Below are 14,167 nucleotides of genomic sequence, written 5' to 3' on the forward strand. Positions count from 1 at the left end.
ACTAATGAACCTGTTCATTCATTGATTTCAAGATGCAAATTGATTTTAAAGAGGTTCCCTGTATGAGGAAAATAGCTGCTACATTTACGGTTGTGATTATGCTTACAGGTTGCCCAGGGGGTAAACCGGCGCCACAGGTAAGATATACTTACATCAATGATGAAAAGCTATGTTTCAGCGTTGATAAAAAAGATGTATTGAATTATTATCGAATAGAATCAATTCAGGAAACAGGATGCATTGTAATAAAAAATGATGAAGGGTTACATCTAAAATATCCTGGTGATTGTATTAATGTGAAATGGAAGTACGGCTATAGCTATGCTATTTCTTATGGTCTGAATGATAAGCGTGATATACACCGATTTTTTATTGACAACAACGGGCAGCTCACAAATACGAAGTGTTAATAATGTCTTTTCCTGCTTGTTTATTTTTGGCGGAAATGGAGTGCAAATTGTTGGTGATTGTATACTGGCTGTCCGAGGGGCTACAGAGTTATAATCAGGATCTCAAAATTCAGTGAATATTCTTGGAGACGACCCACACGATCAATTCTGGATTAAACAGGGAATAGATTATGCCAAACAACACGGTTATTAAGAGCCTGCACTGTACGTTAACGGCTGTGCTTTTATTGCTTGTGGGTGGCTATGCGGCATATCAGTATTACTTCAATGGCCCACCGGATGATGTGTTTTTCTCCCGCCAAAAAGTCACCGATACTACGTTCTTATATATCACGCGTTACAAAGGTGGTGGCGCTACGGTTTCGGAGGTCTATCGCTATTATCTGGACGGCAACCTATCGGGCGATCCAATGGAGCATCTGAAGAGTCGTGCCCCGTTTTTGATATCAGCAGTAAGCAATGCGAAGGTTACGGGTTATGGCAGCCACGTTAACGTCACGCTCACTGGCCGCGTGTATTCGTTTACCAACTCTGACTTGTTCTATTCCGATGGCGTCGCGATTATGCCGGTTATCAGCTTTACGGCTAACGGCAGCCGTTAAAACCCCCGCACCAGTCGCGCCGGGCTGCCAACATAAACCCCGGCCACCAGAATATCTTTCGTCACCACGCTGCCTGCGCCAATCACCGCGCCGCTGCAAATATGCGCCGTCAGAATGGTGCTGCCGCTGCCGATGGTGACGTTATCGCCGAGGGTGATGGCTATCCAGCTCTCCGGGTTGGGGTCTGGCTTGCCGCTGCGGAACAGGTCGTTGGCGAAGGTGACACCGTGGCCGATAAAGCAGTTTTTGCCGGTGGTGACGTTTTCGCACAGGAACGAGTGGGACTGGATGCGGGTGCCGGAACCGATCACGCAGTGGCGCTGGATCTCAACAAATGGCCCGACGAATACGCCGCTGTGCAGCGTGCATTCGTAGAGGTTAACTGGCTCAACAACCGTCACGTCGTCAGCAGCAATCACATCCCGGATGCCGCTTTTGATGATTTTCATAAATGCCTGCCCTGGTTCATTAATCCCGTCCATTAAACAGAAGCCCCGGCCTCCCGGCCAGGACTTTGCATGCCGCTACTTCGTATAAAACCGATAAGTCGCCGTATAAGGCACTTTCAGCGTTGCGCCAAACGTTGCCGGGTCGCATATCGTTGCGCCGGTTACGCCACCGCGCGTGTCCACGCGCTGGATGCTGCTCACGTTGGCGAACAGGCCTGGCTGCGCTTCGGAAGTACCGGTTAGCAGCAGCCACGGAATCGAGCCTTTATCTTTCGACGGGCGAGTGGCGCTGAGCGTTCCGGCGACCACGCTGCCGTCCGTGGCCTGCCAGTGCGGGCCGTCGAAGTGCTTGCCGACGAGGTGCTTCAGGCCTTTGTCGCTGAACAGGTCGGCTTCCGGGGCCTGGAACACCCAGCTCCCGGTTATCGCTTCTGCGTCCGCCGCCGCGCAGCGGTAGATCTGCACGCCACGGGCATAAAGTTCGGTTTGTAGGTGCTCGCCTTTTGGCGCGTCGATGGAAGTCTCTGCCGCGTTTGCCAGGGCCGGAAGCCCGCCTGCCATCAGCGCGAAACACGCCATCGTTAAGAAGCGCTTGCTCATGACGTTACTCCGCACACCATACGCGCTCCGCCGCCGCCGAGCATCGCGGGGTGGTCAGAGTGGTTGTCACCGCCGGCGTGGATCATCAGCGAGTGGCCTTTGAGGTCAGACATGCGCAGGCGAGGAGCCAGCACCGGGTAGGTTGCCGTGCCGTCGCTGTCGACGTACAGCGCAGGCAGGTCGCCGAGGTGGCCGTTGCCCCACGGGCCTTCGTGTTTGCCGGTGTGGGCTGGATCTAAGTGGCCGCCAGCCGCCAGGCCTGCCACCATTTTGCCGTCCTGCATGCCGGGGCCGCAGTTCGGATTAGTGTGCACGTGGAAGCCGTGAATGCCCGGCGGCAGGCCTTTCAGGTTTGGCGTAAAGACCACGCCATATTGGGTGGCGTGGTATTCAATGGTGCCCGCTGGCGTTGAAGTGCCTTTGGCATCCACGGTGTTCATGGTCACGGTGGCGGCCTGCGCCAGCCCGGTACAGGCGAGGGCGGTAATACACAGCGTCAGTTTTAGCGTTTTTAACGTGTTCATCGTTTAACCCTGTATTTTTATCGGATGATGCAAAGAGACAGATGTCGCAAAATTTTGTGCTGCGGGCTTATGCGCGGCAGCAAGCTGGTTATAACAAACCGTTTTGCGGCGTGTTTGATTGCTCTGATAGGTAAAATTGTGGGTTGAAATTCAGCGTGAAGATTTTTAAAAACAATATTTTCATGAGCTTATCCTGTGGTCGGGAACGATTAAAGGGAGAGGCCTGAATGAAAAAGAAAGCGTATTTAACGGTGATAAGAGAGAGTGCAAACGACCGGCTAACGATCGTTAAAAATTATTTGGCTGCTATGCCTTAGATAAAGCATAGATGATTGCGCTGAGCGGGTTGAATACGGTCGCTGAAAATCGCGAGATTTTTAAAAAGCCCTTAATTTTCATGTGGCTTGATAAATAAGATATATCCGAATAGCAAAAGGGCCGCTTAGCGGCCCTTGAAGTGAATAAAAAGATTTAAGCCAGCGGCCGGGAGCCAATCATTCGGGCGCTCTTAATCCACGCCATAGAGCCCATCACCGCAATTGCCGTCAGCAGGATGTATTCCAGCGACATGGCATACACGCCCTGAATGGCGTAAATCACCACGCTAATCACGTCGATAATTACCCACAACAGCCAGTTCTCGACATATTTACGCGTCATCAGCACCATCGCGGCAATCGACAGGATCAGCATCGCGGAATCCCACAGCGGGAAGGCATCCGGCTGCAGCTGAGGCATCTCAACCGCCACGCCGAGGCTTTGCATAATGCCCACCGCAATGCGGGTCAGAACGGCGAAGACCGGGTCGATAAAGAAGGTCATCAGCGCGATGGCGACCAGGCACACCGCCACCAGCGTGAACGCCTTGCTGCGCGGCAGCCAGCGGATCTTCAGGGCGGCCTCGTTGGCTTCGTTCTGGCGGCTCCAGGCGTACCAGCCGTAAAGGTTGGCGGCGAAGAAGAACACCTGCAGCAGCAGGCTGGCGTAAAGCTGGATCTGGAAGAAGATCGCCGCAAACAGTGTGACGTTAATCAGGCCGAACAGGTAGTTGATGATTTTCTCTTTGCTGGCGAACCAGATGCAGAGCAGGCCGAAAACGGTGCCGATGGCCTCGATCCACGAGAGCGCGTAGCCGCCTTCGCCGAGCGGAATGGTGACCATCACATTCTTAATGCTGAAGAAATCCATGATTACTGCTCCTGGCTGTCAAGGTAGAGCGCTTCGAGGGCGAGTAAGATCTCGCGGGATTCACCCTGCAGGCAGGACTGTTCCTGCTGCTGGTAGTTGTTAATGCCTTCTTCCAGATTGCCGCTGTGTTCGACCACGACGTTCAGCACGGAGGCAATGCGCAGGCCGCGCAGCGCGCCGACTACCATTAGCGGCGCCGTTTCCATATCCGCGGCGAGAATGCCCTTGCCGGACCAGAACTGGTTAATCTCATCTTCGCGTTCGGTATAGAAGCTGTCGTGGCTGCGCACGTAGCCGCAGTGGCTGGCGTAGCCCAGCCGTTTGGCCTGTTGAGCGAGGTGATGCACTAGGCCGATGTCCGCGCAGGCCGGGTAGCCTTTGGCGATGTACATATTGCTGGTGCCGTCGTCCCGCACGGCGGCGGTGGCGATGACGAGGTCACCGAGGCGGATGTGGTTTTGCATCGCCCCGCAGCTGCCAATGCGAATCAGGTTGGTGACGCCAATCTGGCGCAACTCTTCCACGGCGATGGCGGTAGAAGGCCCGCCCATGCCGGTGGACATCACCAGCACTTCCACCCCACGGAACCAGCCGCGCAGGGCGCGATATTCCCGGTTGCTGCCGAAGTCTTCTACGTTTTCCAGAAACTGAGCGACGTGTTCCACGCGTTTAGGATCGCCCGGCAGGAGCGCATAACGGGCGTGCGTCATCTCCCGGCTGAGCCGGATATGGGGCTGGAGTTGGGTCATGATGTTTTACCTGGTGTTAAACGAGCCCTGTAAACGGGCCCAGGATTTACTGCTGTTATTTAATGTTCGGCGTACTGACGCAGGCGCTGAGGGTCGAGAACCTGAATCTGCTCGCCGTGAATCGCAATAATATTGTCTTCCCGCAGTTCGGATAAAATGCGGTTAATGCTGCGCGGAGCCACCGCAAATTGTTCACTTAATTGCTGTTTATTAAGCGGGATGTTGCCCTGTATTTGCTGGTATTTCTGCCACAGCACCAGGCAAATACGCTGATGTAACGAATAAAGAATGTCTTCTCCGGCTTTTTTGGACAGCTGATAATATTGATCGCTGACGGCCTGTAATATTTTTTGATTAAAGTAATTGTCTAACCCCAGCCAGCGAATAAACTCTTCCCGCGTCAGCACTAATAACGCCGCGTCGCTAACCGTTTCGACCGAGCAGATGTATTGCCGTCGCTCGAAGATTTCCAGCTCGCCCAGCATGTCGCCTTTTTTATAGCGCGCCTGGGAGTATTTTCGCCCGTCGTCGGCGGTAGTGAAAACGTCTATTTCCCCTTTAACGATCAGGTGGAATTCATCGCAAATTTCCCCCTGGCGAAAAATCAGCGAGCCGCGAGGGTAATGTTTTAGCTGCCAGCTGCGCAGAATATCCAGCGGGCAATACTTCAGCAGCTCATACAGCGCTGGGTCGCCGGTCACTCTTTCAATGACGCTGAGCCAGTCGCCGGGTCTGCTCTCGTTTTTCATGCTGTTCACTATAAAATTTCCCGTCAAATAAGGACAGGACGCCCGTCCCGCGTTGCCCACAGATTAGCGTGAAAACTGCCAGCGGGATCTGAAATCCGTATCGTTGCCGGGACATTTGTCCCGCCGATGCGCGGGCGGAGTGGGCGATCTGTTTGTTTTTCGTACATACTGTTTTTGAAGCTCACCCAATCTATTAACTGTTTATGATTTTAATCAAGGAGTTAACATGTCTGGTTGGTTCGAATTAAGCAAAAGCAGCGACGGGCAGTTCAAGTTTGTGCTCAAGGCGGGCAACGGGGAAGTGGTGCTCACCAGCGAGCTGTATAAAACCCGCGCCTCGGCGGACAACGGCATCGCCTCCGTGCGCACCAACAGCCCGCTGGATGAACGCTTCGACAAGAAGGTCGCCAGCAACGGGAAGTTCTACTTTAACCTCAAGGCCGGGAATCATCAGGTGATTGGCACCAGCCAGATGTACGCCACGGAGCAATCCAGGGATAAAGGCATTGCCTCGGTGAAAAATAACGGTGGAACCGAAACGGTGAAAGATAAGACTTAACAGGAACCAGGGGCGGCGGGGCAATCCGCGAGCATTCACCTGGGTGATGTTTTCGCGTGATGCTGCCCCGGCCGCCTTTTCCCGGCCGCAGCCTCAATGGCTTGTTGTTTATCGCCGGGAGCCTGGCCGTAAAAATGAAAGTTGAATCAACCCCTGCGGCATATCGCCATGCGGAACTTCACCTGTCTGCAGAGAATGAAATCCCCGGCACGGATCTGCGGCAGCTTGTCTCGCAAATCAAAGATAAAACCGGCCTCGTGCCTGCACACCTTATCCCACTTCAAAAAGTCGCCTCGGAACACAACTGCATCATTGGCGTTCGCCCGGTGGACAAGCTGGCAACGGCGCTGATTGAGGCCGGGCATCCGACCAAAGGTTTTCACATCAAGGGAAAAAGCGCCTCGTGGGGGCCGCAGGCGGGGTTTATCTGCGTGGAGCAGAGTTTCAGCAAGCTGGAGAACGCCTCGCCCGAGCGAATCACGAAATTCAACTTGCAGACGCAGGCCTGTATCGCCGAAGGGCATGCTGTCGCCGTGCCGCTAGAGGTTTCCCAAAGCCGCCTGCACGACTTGTTTGAGCAAGGGCTTATCGACAAGCTCTCGCCGGAGAATACCGGCGGCGTGAGTCATCTCAGGGCCTGCGGGCCAGGCGGGGAGCCTTATGCGTTTGAAGCCCGGCGTCTGCCGGGCAGTGGAGAAGCGCGTTACCGGATCTCTCATCACGGCGCGCCTCTGCAGGTGCTTGCTCCGAATACAGAAGCCAGGCCCTTTACTGCAGATTATGACCTGATGGTTATTGCCCCGCACGTCAGCGAGTTAGGGCCGGAAGACAATTTACAGGTGCCGGATGTGTCCCATCAGGTGTTTCGCCAGCGGCTGGAAAACTACCGCACGCTGCCGGAGCATCAGGCGCTGCGCGGGGACTATGACGACCCGGCAAGCTTCTACCGCAAGAGCGACGAGGAAACAGGCAACACGAGCGAGCGCGCCCGTCGGATGATCGGCGTGCTGAACCAGGCGCTGGTGGGAGAGGGCGAAAAAGTGGTGCATCACGCGACGGACAGCGCTAACCCTGTCACCGATCCGGAAAGCAACTACCCGGCCACGTTCGCATTGCCGGGTAAAATCGGGCGCTTCGAACCGTTGTGCATCATTGAGAATAAAGACGATCTCGCGGAGCTGGTGCTGCAGGCCAAGAACGCGGGCTACCACGTGCCGCTGAATCCGTTGTGGGAAAAAGAGGTGCTTAGCGTGCGCAGCGACAGGTTTACCGCCGCGAAACTGACGCTGGAGGCAGCGCAGTTAGCAAGGCCGGTACGGTAGCGTTGATACCGCACCATGGAAGACATTACTAGCCTGCTGTGCTAAAATTTGAGCAATAAATGAGGAGAGTTTAATGGTCATGCAAATGCTCGATGGTGTAGCCAGCTACGTTAAACAAATGGCTGAAGACAATAATGTTACTGCCTGGCGTGATGAAGCAAGCAGCATGGCCGTTGTCATCACCCGCCTCTCGGACGATGTTGTTGAGCTCGACAACGTTGAGCAGTTGCTTGTGAATCTGAAACGTGAAGGGATCCTCAGTAAAGCAGAAGCGCTTGAGCTGCAGGGGCGTTACTTTCACGAGCAGGGGGCGGCTGGCAAGAAACTCAGTGTATGAGCTTTGATCCTTTCGGCGATTTCTCTACCGCTGGCTATCTTCGAAATTCACTGCAATTAAAAGATCCTGAAAAAATCAAGAGATCTGAACATCTTGCGTTTGAATTGAGCCTTCCAGATGCTCTCAACTTTTTGTCCAGTCAGAAAGTCATTAACTACAATTCCATTCTTAGTGTTCATCAAATTCTGTTTTCCGATTTTTATCCCTGGGCAGGGAAGGACAGATATGAACTCGTCCCCAAACTTGCCGTTTTCAAAGGTTCCAGTGATAACCCGCGTCATACCGTTTTTGAGCAACCGGCCCTCATCCGCCGGGCGTGTGAGTATGCCCTTTCGCTTGCAGGTAATCATGACAGCTTTCTTCAAAAGCCGCGGGAAGTTATGGGGTTACTGGCTTTTGCCCACCCGTTCCTTGATGGTAACGGTCGAACTCTTTTGCTGGTATTTATGGAACTGGCTTTTCGGGCTGGTTTTGCCATTCACTGGGGGCAAACCAATAAGGATGAGTATTTACAGGCACTGAGCCATGAAATCAACGAGCCCGGCGGCAGGCACCTGGATAAATACCTCGAGCCTTATATCGTGCCTATTTCACGTCGTGAAGACTGGCCGCAGATTATCGGCGAAATTCGTGGGTTAGATGGGCTGGATAAAGAAAACGTCAGCTACGGAAGCCTTAACGATCCAGAAGTTCAAATCATCTATCAAACCTATCGCTCCCGTTAGCGCTGCACCTTAATACATCCGCCAGACAATGCGTGAAATGCCCCTGCAGAGCAGAGGCATTTTTTGGTACTACCGGTTATCCAACTGGGCGCGAACGTTGTTCAGCCCGGTGGTGTTGATCCGGTACGGTTGCCCATTGCTGGATTTAATCAGCTTCTTGGTTCTGAGTTTTTTGAACACGGCCAGCGTGCAGTCGCTGAGCAGCAACCCTTCGCGGGTATAACATTCAACGGTGGTGACGCGGCCAGAGCTGTCGCGGGTGTGAACGATGCGTCCCCCTTTCGCTAAAACGTGAAGGGTACGTTGTTCCTGACGGGATAAATTCATACTGGAAAAGCCTTTTCATCATCATGTGCAAAACGTGCCAACACAACGCGTGTGTTCGCATACGGATTAAGCGCAGTGATAATCAGTCCGTCCTTTGATGGGCGGGGAGCTGATTATCTGATGATTACATTCTCCAGCATCAGGCCTCTGAGTGACTTCGGTTGAGGAAACGGGCGGATAATAACATAGAAAAACTATGGGGGAATAATCTGATTATTATTTCATCTGTAATATCCTGCAACACGCTTGGTTAAAGTTCGCTCCAGCGTAAACGCCTGCGCGTTCGTGAGGGCTGCTCTGCCATTGCCTTCGCAATGGCCGCTCCAATCGCTGCGCATTCGGTAAGACCTTGCACAAAAGGCTGGTCATGCATCAGGTAAGGTAGCGCACCAAACGCGATGTGCCCGCGAGCGCACTCGGGTGAGAGCAGCGTATAGTCATCACCGATGTCCGGGATCTCATCACCGCAGGCCTCTAGTTGATGCCTTAGTGAGGTAAACGGCAGATCTCTGGTTTGCAGCGGCTTTTGCCCCCGCGCATCGATAAATACATCGAACCTCCGGCTTTTCCCTTCTGCGACGATCGACGTCTGGCTCTCTTCGACGTCCATTTTATAGTCCTGCCCCAGCGCTAATATAGTGATTAATCCCGCTTCACGTAGGGCCAGCAGGCGGCGGATTGATTCCGATGGGATGGCCGCATAGTTATCGATAAACACTCGCGCAATGCCCGCGTGGAAGCGCTTACTGTCTTCTTCATTAAGATAAGGAACGATGTCCTGGACGGCTTCATGCAGTCGCAGAATGGCATAACGCCAGGGCACCGTTCGCCTGTCGCGCTTGTTGCGCTCAACTTCAATCAGGTTGGCATAGGCCCAGCGGAAAGGATCGTTTTTACGGCGATCGGCAAACCAGGCGTGGGCAAAACTGTCTGCATCCAGCGTGCTCAGTCCGATCAACCTGCTCCACGACGGGTCGGCTAGCTCAAGTTCTTCCGCCATCAGACGGAAGATCCTGTCGAGCAGGCCCTCTGATCCCGCGGTAATCTCTTTTTCCACCGCCTGCGCGGTGACGATGCATAAAGGTTCATAGGGGAGCGGGCAGTAAAAATCAGCTTCTGGCAGGATCCCCGAGCGTGACATCAAGACGATCTCCAGCCCTTCGCTGCCTTCATCGAGTAGAAATTCAAGGTGTCCGTCATCTGTCTGTACAAACTCACCATGCTGTATCACTACGGCCATCGCGGCGTCGATTCCGCTGAGCGAGGTGCCCAAAATGCCGACTTTACAGGGTGGAATTCTGGCTTCCATCAACCCTGACCAGGGGCTGGGAAAGAAAGTTGGTGTGGATTTGCTTTCTTCTGGCCAGACGTGGCCGGTGGCGATAACGGCGAGATCAAAATGCTCTGCGACAGGCTGCCCCCTGGCCCACAGCTGTGCACCTTCCGGCGTAGCCTTCAGGTCGGTTACCTGACAGGATTCATGGACTTCTACGGTAAAACCCCGCTGTTTTGCCTGAGCAACAAGCTGCAAAAACTGGTCGCGAAAATACTCGCCAAGCAGAATTCGCGGCAGAAACTGACGAATGTGCAGGGAGCCACGCTCAACGCCATAGCGTGCGAGGCGGCTTTCACTCAGCCTGCGCAACCAGTCAATATAGGAGGAAATAACAGGGGGGATTTCAATACTGGCGATATTCGCCAGCATCATCCGCGAGTTTTCCTCGTTGCTGTAGGGCATTCCGATACCCGCCTCCCGCGCCTGCTCATATATTGAAATGGCCAGCGGAGGGGTGCTTTTGACCAGGGCGAGAAGGGTATAAATTCCCGTTGGCCCTGCGCCGATAATCGCTACCTTTTTCATCGAGGCTCACTCATCATTATTGTTATCGCGCCCGTTAGCGCCGGATTTTCACGTGGAAGCAAAACCCTTTCTGATAAGTGTGGTAGAAAATGGATATTGAGCCAGGGCATTATCTTTCAAGATGTTGGAATAATTTATTCCATTGCTGTGTCTGGCTTTGTTATTAATATAAGCCTTATCTCGTGATATTTATCACACCAAAGGAATAAAATATTCCATACTATGCACAGCAGAACACACTAATGGATGTCCCGATGAAGATTAATTTAACCAAACTGGTCACCGAGAGCCGCAATACGGCGAGCGTGGAAATCGATACGCTGCCCACTTTAGACATGCTCAAAGTTATCAATAACGAAGACAAACAGGTGCCGGTGGCGGTTGAGGCGACGCTGCCGCAGGTGGCTCAGGTCGTCGATCAAGTGGTGGCCGCGTTCGCCCAGGGCGGCAGGCTGATATACAGCGGCGCAGGGACATCAGGCCGACTGGGTATTCTGGATGCAAGTGAGTGTCCGCCAACTTTTGGCACCCCGCGCGAGCAGGTGGTCGGCCTGATTGCCGGCGGGCATCCGGCCATTCTGCAGGCGGTGGAAAACGCCGAAGACAGCCGTGAAATGGGCGAGCAGGATCTGCGGAACCTGAACTTCAGCGCGCGTGACGTGCTGGTGGGCATTGCCGCCAGCGGCCGTACGCCGTACGTACTCGGCGCCATGGCCTATGCAAAAAGTGTGGGCGCCACCGTCGCGGCAATCTCCTGTAATCCCGGCAGCGAAATGAGCCTGGCGGCAGATATCGCCATCGAACCCGTGGTCGGCCCCGAAGTCGTTACCGGCTCTTCACGCATGAAGGCAGGCACGGCGCAAAAGCTGATCCTGAATATGATCACCACCGGGTCGATGATTCGCAGCGGCAAAGTCTACGGCAACCTGATGGTGGACGTGGAAGCCACCAACGCCAAGCTGATTCAGCGCCAGATTAATATCGTGGTTGAGGCTACCGATTCCAGCCCTGAGCAGGCAGAAGAGGCGCTCAATGCCTGCCACCGGCACTGTAAAACGGCGATCTTCATGCTGCTGAGCGGCCTGTCTGCCGCAGAGGCCAGCGAGCTGTTGGCAAAAAATCAGGGCTTTATACGTAAAGCATTGCAGGGGTTAAACGGATAGCTATGGCGAAAATCACCGGCTCGATGATGGAACAAGTCCTGCGCCTGACGGGCGGCAGCGGCAATATCCTTGTCTGTGGCAACTGTATGACGCGCCTCAGGCTGACGCTCAAAGACAGAGATCTCGTTCAGCACGACGAACTGAAAAAAATTCCCGGCGTGATGGGCGTGGTCAACGGCGACGATCAGCTGCAGATCATTCTCGGCCCCGGCAAAGCGCAAACCGCCAGCGAGCTGATGAATTCGATGCTGAAGCAGGGTGGGCAAAGCGAGTCGGAGAACGGCGACAGTGCGGATCTGGCCGCGCTCGCCAGCCAGAACAAAAAGCAGATGAAGGCGAAGCAGAACAGCGCGGTGCATAACTTCCTCACTAAGTTTGCCACTATCTTCACGCCGCTGATCCCGGGATTTATTGCCGCCGGGCTGCTGCTGGGGATTGCCACGCTGCTGCAGCAAACGCTGGTGGTGGAAGGCACAACTCCTGCGGTGTGGCTGACCCAGCTTATTGCCTATATGAAGGTGTTCAGCATCGGGCTGTTTACCTTCCTGAGCATTCTGATTGGCTTCAATACCCAGAAGGCCTTCGGCGGCACCGGCGTGAACGGGGCCATCATCGCCTCGCTGTTTATTCTGCGCTACGTGCCGGAAGGCAAAGTCGGCTATTACGCGGGGATGGATACCTTCTTTGGGCTGACAATCGACCCGCGTGGCAACATCATTGGCGTGCTGCTGGCATGTATTCTGGGTGCGTGGATCGAACGCCAGGTGCGGCGGATGATCCCGGATAACCTGGACATGATCCTGACCTCGACGATCACCTTGCTGATCACCGGGGCTATCACTTTTGTGGCGATCATGCCCCTCGGCGGTGAGCTGTTCAAAGGCATGTCGTGGCTGTTTATGCACCTGAACGGCAACCCGTTCGGGACGGCGATTCTGGCCGGGCTGTTCCTGATTGCCGTGGTGTTTGGTATCCACCAGGGCTTTGTCCCGGTGTATTTCGCACTGATGGATGCCCAGGGATTCAACTCGCTGTTCCCGATTCTGGCGATGGCCGGTGCGGGGCAGGTGGGCGCGGCGCTGGCCCTGTTTGCCCGCTCGCCGAAAGGCTCGGTGCTGCGTACACAAATCAAAGGGGCCATTATTCCCGGCCTGCTGGGCATCGGCGAGCCGTTGATTTACGGCGTGACGCTGCCGCGCCTTAAGCCGTTTATCACCGCCTGTATCGGCGGCGGTATCGGCGGGTTCTTCATCGGGCTGGTGGCCTGGCTCGGGCTGCCCGTCGGGCTGAATACCGTCTTTGGCCCGTCCGGGTTAGTGTCGATTCCGCTGATGACCTCAAGTCAGGGGATCTTCGCCGGGATGGCGGTTTACGTCGCCGGGATTGTTATCGCCTACGCCGCCGGTTTTATCATGACCTGGTGCTTTGGCAGCAAGAACGTTGATTTAACTTAAGTTAATATAACTCTGCCCGCCCGCGCTCTGCGGGCGGCATTATTCCCACCTCACAGCTATCGTTACCCACTTTTTTTCTAAGGACAGAAAAGCATTAGCGATAATTTTTTATTCTTTTATGGAATCGTTGCCGTTGGAAATACTGCTCTCTCCCCCGAGACAGGAGCAGAATCATGGCAGCAAAACGACACTCACTCTGGCTGGTTGCACTGGCCCTTATTGCGGCTCAGGCCCACGCGGTGGACGTCACCGTGGCGTACCAAACCTCCGCCGAACCCGCCAAAGTGGCGCAAGCCGATGACGCTTTTGCCAAAGACAGCGGGGCGAAAGTGGAATGGCGTAAGTTCGACAGCGGCGCGAGCGTGGTGCGAGCCCTGGCATCGGGCGATGTGCAAATCGGTAATATCGGCTCCAGCCCGCTGGCCGTTGCCGCCAGCCAGAACGTGCCGATTGAAGTTTTCCTGCTGGCCTCCCAGCTCGGTAACTCCGAAGCGCTGGTGGTCAAAAAAGCCATCAAAACGCCGCAGGATTTAATCGGCAAACGTATCGCCGTGCCGTTTATCTCCACCACCCATTACAGCCTGCTGGCTTCCCTCAAACATTGGGGCATCAAGCCGGATCAGGTTCAAATCCTCAACCTTCAGCCTCCGGCAATTATTGCCGCCTGGCAACGCGGGGATATCGACGCCGCCTATGTCTGGGCTCCGGCAGTGAATGAGCTGGAAAAGGACGGCAACGTGCTGACGGACTCTGCGCAGGTGGGCAAATGGGGCTCCCCAACGCTCGACGTGTGGGTGGTGCGTAAAGATTTCGCCGAAAAACATCCTGATGTCGTCACCGCCTTTGCCCGCAGCGCCATTGCGGCCCAGAAAGGCTACATCGACAACCCGGAACAGTGGCTCAAGCAGCCGGACAACCTGAGCAAGCTCTCGCGCCTGAGCGGCGTGCCGGAAACCGACGTCCCTGGGCTGGTGAAAGGCAATACCTACCTGACGGCCAAACAGCAGGTCGAGCAGCTTAGCGGCCCGGTGAATAAAGCTATCGTCGATACAGCGCACTTCCTGAAAGAGCAGGGCAAAGTACCTGCGGTAGCAGCCGACTATAGCCAGTTTGTGACCGACCGCTTTGTGAAACCGCTGGCGCAGTAA

Annotated in this window: 17 protein-coding genes; 9 read left to right on the forward strand and 8 right to left on the reverse strand. The window is 54.6% G+C overall.

Going from position 1 to position 14,167, the window contains the following annotated elements:
• The first annotated feature begins 62 nt into the window (after window positions 1-62).
• Both CNE01S_RS15525 and CNE01S_RS15530 read left to right on the forward strand, forming a co-directional pair.
• Window positions 63-410, forward strand: coding sequence for a putative T6SS immunity periplasmic lipoprotein (locus CNE01S_RS15525; protein WP_061277222.1), 348 nt, complete (start codon window positions 63-65; stop codon window positions 408-410).
• 170 nt (window positions 411-580) lie between these two features.
• Window positions 581-1,012, forward strand: coding sequence for a hypothetical protein (locus CNE01S_RS15530; protein WP_061277223.1), 432 nt, complete (start codon window positions 581-583; stop codon window positions 1,010-1,012).
• Here the strand turns inward: CNE01S_RS15530 and CNE01S_RS15535 are convergent.
• The 6 genes from CNE01S_RS15535 to CNE01S_RS15560 all read right to left on the reverse strand — a co-directional run bounded on the left by CNE01S_RS15535 (window position 1,009) and on the right by CNE01S_RS15560 (window position 5,280).
• Window positions 1,009-1,461, reverse strand: a complete 453-nt coding sequence (locus CNE01S_RS15535; protein WP_061277276.1) for an acyltransferase — start codon at window positions 1,459-1,461, stop codon at window positions 1,009-1,011. The genes CNE01S_RS15530 and CNE01S_RS15535 overlap by 4 nt on opposite strands.
• Before the next feature lie 75 nt (window positions 1,462-1,536).
• Window positions 1,537-2,061, reverse strand: a complete 525-nt coding sequence (locus tag CNE01S_RS15540) for a DUF3455 domain-containing protein (protein ID WP_061277224.1) — start codon at window positions 2,059-2,061, stop codon at window positions 1,537-1,539.
• A complete protein-coding gene (gene sodC / locus CNE01S_RS15545; RefSeq protein WP_061277225.1) occupies window positions 2,058-2,585 on the reverse strand; it encodes a superoxide dismutase family protein in 528 nt (175 codons plus the stop codon). The genes CNE01S_RS15540 and sodC overlap by 4 nt, the downstream gene beginning before the upstream one ends.
• A 471-nt stretch (window positions 2,586-3,056) precedes the next feature.
• Window positions 3,057-3,773, reverse strand: a complete 717-nt coding sequence (pnuC, locus tag CNE01S_RS15550; RefSeq protein WP_061277226.1) for a nicotinamide riboside transporter PnuC — start codon at window positions 3,771-3,773, stop codon at window positions 3,057-3,059.
• 2 nt (window positions 3,774-3,775) lie between these two features.
• Entirely contained in the window at window positions 3,776-4,522 is a 747-nt protein-coding gene (locus CNE01S_RS15555; protein WP_061277227.1) for a nucleoside phosphorylase, read from the reverse strand.
• Between the two features lie 59 nt (window positions 4,523-4,581).
• Entirely contained in the window at window positions 4,582-5,280 is a 699-nt protein-coding gene (locus tag CNE01S_RS15560) for a Crp/Fnr family transcriptional regulator (protein ID WP_425430198.1), read from the reverse strand.
• Window positions 5,281-5,497: 217 nt separating this feature from the next.
• Between CNE01S_RS15560 and CNE01S_RS15565 the strand changes: the two genes are divergently transcribed.
• The 4 genes from CNE01S_RS15565 (at window position 5,498) to CNE01S_RS15580 (ending at window position 8,214) form a co-directional block, all read left to right on the forward strand.
• Window positions 5,498-5,830 carry a YegP family protein gene (locus CNE01S_RS15565; protein ID WP_061277228.1) on the forward strand — a complete coding sequence of 111 codons (333 nt, stop codon included), beginning with the start codon at window positions 5,498-5,500 and terminating at the stop codon, window positions 5,828-5,830.
• Between the two features lie 134 nt (window positions 5,831-5,964).
• On the forward strand, window positions 5,965-7,152 hold the full coding sequence (locus tag CNE01S_RS15570; protein ID WP_245874360.1) for an anthrax toxin-like adenylyl cyclase domain-containing protein: 1,188 nt from the start codon (window positions 5,965-5,967) through the stop codon (window positions 7,150-7,152).
• A gap of 79 nt (window positions 7,153-7,231) precedes the next feature.
• Entirely contained in the window at window positions 7,232-7,489 is a 258-nt protein-coding gene (locus CNE01S_RS15575) for a hypothetical protein (protein WP_218009453.1), read from the forward strand.
• Window positions 7,486-8,214, forward strand: a complete 729-nt coding sequence (locus CNE01S_RS15580; RefSeq protein WP_061277230.1) for a Fic/DOC family protein — start codon at window positions 7,486-7,488, stop codon at window positions 8,212-8,214. The genes CNE01S_RS15575 and CNE01S_RS15580 overlap by 4 nt, the downstream gene beginning before the upstream one ends.
• Before the next feature lie 69 nt (window positions 8,215-8,283).
• Here the strand turns inward: CNE01S_RS15580 and CNE01S_RS15585 are convergent, their stop codons facing one another.
• Both CNE01S_RS15585 and CNE01S_RS15590 read right to left on the reverse strand, forming a co-directional pair.
• On the reverse strand, window positions 8,284-8,541 hold the full coding sequence (locus tag CNE01S_RS15585; RefSeq protein ID WP_061277231.1) for a YjhX family toxin: 258 nt from the start codon (window positions 8,539-8,541) through the stop codon (window positions 8,284-8,286).
• A 250-nt stretch (window positions 8,542-8,791) separates the two neighbouring features.
• The gene (locus CNE01S_RS15590) at window positions 8,792-10,402 is read right to left on the reverse strand and encodes an FAD-NAD(P)-binding protein (protein ID WP_061277232.1); all 1,611 of its coding nucleotides are present in this window, start codon (window positions 10,400-10,402) and stop codon (window positions 8,792-8,794) included.
• A gap of 254 nt (window positions 10,403-10,656) precedes the next feature.
• Between CNE01S_RS15590 and murQ the strand changes: the two genes are divergently transcribed.
• The 3 genes from murQ (at window position 10,657) to tauA (ending at window position 14,167) form a co-directional block, all read left to right on the forward strand.
• On the forward strand, window positions 10,657-11,565 hold the full coding sequence (gene murQ / locus CNE01S_RS15595) for an N-acetylmuramic acid 6-phosphate etherase (protein WP_061277233.1): 909 nt from the start codon (window positions 10,657-10,659) through the stop codon (window positions 11,563-11,565).
• A gap of 2 nt (window positions 11,566-11,567) precedes the next feature.
• Window positions 11,568-13,019 (forward strand): PTS N-acetylmuramic acid transporter subunit IIBC, encoded by a 1,452-nt coding sequence (gene murP, locus CNE01S_RS15600; protein ID WP_061277234.1) that lies wholly within the window; start codon window positions 11,568-11,570, stop codon window positions 13,017-13,019.
• Window positions 13,020-13,192: 173 nt separating this feature from the next.
• On the forward strand, window positions 13,193-14,167 hold the full coding sequence (gene tauA / locus CNE01S_RS15605) for a taurine ABC transporter substrate-binding protein (protein ID WP_061277235.1): 975 nt from the start codon (window positions 13,193-13,195) through the stop codon (window positions 14,165-14,167).

This window comes from Cedecea neteri NBRC 105707 = ATCC 33855, from assembly GCF_001571265.1.
Classification (GTDB): Bacteria; Pseudomonadota; Gammaproteobacteria; order Enterobacterales; family Enterobacteriaceae; genus Cedecea; species Cedecea neteri.

Excerpts from the sequence above, each read along its gene's own strand:
- CNE01S_RS15565 (WP_061277228.1), top strand. The coding sequence starts at position 5,498 with ATGTCTGGTTGGTTCGAATTAAGCAAAAGCAGCGACGGGCAGTTCAAG.
- CNE01S_RS15535 (WP_061277276.1), bottom strand. The coding sequence starts at position 1,461 with ATGAAAATCATCAAAAGCGGCATCCGGGATGTGATTGCTGCTGACGAC.
- CNE01S_RS15585 (WP_061277231.1), bottom strand. The coding sequence starts at position 8,541 with ATGAATTTATCCCGTCAGGAACAACGTACCCTTCACGTTTTAGCGAAA.
- CNE01S_RS15590 (WP_061277232.1), bottom strand. The coding sequence starts at position 10,402 with ATGAAAAAGGTAGCGATTATCGGCGCAGGGCCAACGGGAATTTATACC.
- CNE01S_RS15540 (WP_061277224.1), bottom strand. The coding sequence starts at position 2,061 with ATGAGCAAGCGCTTCTTAACGATGGCGTGTTTCGCGCTGATGGCAGGC.
- murQ (WP_061277233.1), top strand. The coding sequence starts at position 10,657 with ATGAAGATTAATTTAACCAAACTGGTCACCGAGAGCCGCAATACGGCG.
- CNE01S_RS15525 (WP_061277222.1), top strand. The coding sequence starts at position 63 with ATGAGGAAAATAGCTGCTACATTTACGGTTGTGATTATGCTTACAGGT.
- CNE01S_RS15570 (WP_245874360.1), top strand. The coding sequence starts at position 5,965 with ATGAAAGTTGAATCAACCCCTGCGGCATATCGCCATGCGGAACTTCAC.
- sodC (WP_061277225.1), bottom strand. The coding sequence starts at position 2,585 with ATGAACACGTTAAAAACGCTAAAACTGACGCTGTGTATTACCGCCCTC.
- CNE01S_RS15555 (WP_061277227.1), bottom strand. The coding sequence starts at position 4,522 with ATGACCCAACTCCAGCCCCATATCCGGCTCAGCCGGGAGATGACGCAC.
- tauA (WP_061277235.1), top strand. The coding sequence starts at position 13,193 with ATGGCAGCAAAACGACACTCACTCTGGCTGGTTGCACTGGCCCTTATT.
- CNE01S_RS15580 (WP_061277230.1), top strand. The coding sequence starts at position 7,486 with ATGAGCTTTGATCCTTTCGGCGATTTCTCTACCGCTGGCTATCTTCGA.
- murP (WP_061277234.1), top strand. The coding sequence starts at position 11,568 with ATGGCGAAAATCACCGGCTCGATGATGGAACAAGTCCTGCGCCTGACG.
- CNE01S_RS15530 (WP_061277223.1), top strand. The coding sequence starts at position 581 with ATGCCAAACAACACGGTTATTAAGAGCCTGCACTGTACGTTAACGGCT.
- pnuC (WP_061277226.1), bottom strand. The coding sequence starts at position 3,773 with ATGGATTTCTTCAGCATTAAGAATGTGATGGTCACCATTCCGCTCGGC.
- CNE01S_RS15575 (WP_218009453.1), top strand. The coding sequence starts at position 7,232 with ATGCAAATGCTCGATGGTGTAGCCAGCTACGTTAAACAAATGGCTGAA.